We start from the raw sequence: 1,477 nt of genomic DNA, 5'->3' as shown, positions 1-1,477 counted from the left end.
AGGTATGAAACGCCCCCCGCGCACGACCGACGCGACGACGACCGAGGGAGACGCGGCGCTCGACGCGACGTTCGAGGCGCTCGCCGACCCCGACTGCCGGGCGATCCTCGTGGCGGCGGCGACGCCGAAGACGACGAGCGAGCTCGCCGAGGACTGCGACATCGCCCTCTCGACCGCCTACCGGAAGGTCGAGCTGCTGAGCGAGACCCCGCTGCTCGCCGAGGGGGTCCGGTTCGATCCGGGCGGCGACCACGCCGCCGAGTACGTCCGCGACGCCGGAGACGCCGCGATCGAACTCGGCGACGACGGCGTGGCGCTCACGGTCGGCGACGAGGGGGCCGACCCCCTCGCCGCCGCGCTCGACGCGCCCGGCGTCTCGGCCGACTGACCGCCGTTCCGGCGGCGTCTCGCCGCCGCGCCGTGGCGTTTCGGATCTGATACCCGAACGGTCGAGGTTCGACACGAGTTCGCGGTGGTGTCCCGCGTGTCTCGCTCGCCGGAGCCGGAGACCCTCGTCGACCTCGCGCGGGACAACGTCGCGGTGATCGACGAGACCGGTCGGTTTCGGTACCTCAACGCGGCCACCCGCGACCTGCTCGGGTTCGACCCGGACGGTCTCGTCGGGACGGACGCGTTCGACTTGGTCCACCCCGACGACGTCGCCCGCGTCCGGGCGGTGTTCGACGCGCTCGTCGCGGACGGCACGCGGCCGGACGCCCCGCTCGAGTACCGCTACGGGACGGCCGACGACGACTGGGTGTGGTTCCGCACCCGCATGTTCCCGCCGGCGGAGACCGGGTTCGACGGCTACGCGCTGCGCTCCCGCGACGTCACGCTCGAAGTCGAGTCCCGGCGGCGCTTGGAGACCATCGCCTCGACCTCGCCGGACGTGCTGTGGATGTTCGACGCCGACTGGAGCGAACTGCCCTTCGTCAACGGGGCGGCGGAGCGGGACCGCCGGGCGGTCCCGGTGGTCGGTCCGTCGTGGGCCGAACCGGACGGCAGGGCGACCGCACCGGCCGCCGGCTCCGAGGCGGCCGCGCTCGAGTCCACTGAGACCGAATCCACCGCGGCCGAAGCGACTGACGCGGAGTTGGCCACGGTCGGGTCCACCGACACCGAGCCCGTCGCGGATCCCCGACCCGAGGACTCCGACGCCGCTCCCGGTCCCTCGTGAGGATCGGCGGACGGCTGACCGAAACCCGATCGATCGTTCACCATAGGACCCGATTTCGAAGAACATTCCACTGATCTTAAGCCGACGCTTCGCGTACTCCCGCGTTGATGGGTACGCTCAACGAGCTGTTTGACCCGAACCGGGTCGCCGTCGTCGGCGCGACCGCCCGCGAGGGCGCCGTCGGCCGCGCCGTCACGTCGAATCTCCTCGACGACTTCGACGGCGACACGGTCCCCGTCAACCCGAACTACGACGAGGTGCTCGGGACGCCCTGCGTCGACGAGGTGGGCGACGCCGACG

The 1,477-nt window shown here is 72.1% G+C and carries 2 protein-coding genes and 1 pseudogene; all 3 read left to right on the top strand.

Features of this window, described 5'->3' with window-relative positions; translation table 11 throughout:
- The first annotated feature begins 4 nt into the window (after window positions 1-4).
- Window positions 5-388: a helix-turn-helix domain-containing protein gene (locus tag U4E84_RS17205; protein WP_322533321.1), complete on the top strand. Its 384-nt coding sequence runs from the start codon at window positions 5-7 to the stop codon at window positions 386-388.
- 96 nt (window positions 389-484) lie between these two features.
- A pseudogene (locus tag U4E84_RS17200) lies at window positions 485-1,117 on the top strand (PAS domain-containing protein); the annotation flags it as partial.
- A gap of 167 nt (window positions 1,118-1,284) precedes the next feature.
- On the top strand, window positions 1,285-1,477 hold a 193-nt coding region (locus tag U4E84_RS17195; protein WP_322533320.1), incomplete at its 3' end, for a CoA-binding protein.

The sequence above is a fragment of the Halorubrum sp. AD140 genome, from assembly GCF_034497445.1.
Taxonomy (GTDB): Archaea; Halobacteriota; Halobacteria; order Halobacteriales; family Haloferacaceae; genus Halorubrum.
This window is presented reverse-complemented; position numbering and strand designations above follow the sequence as displayed.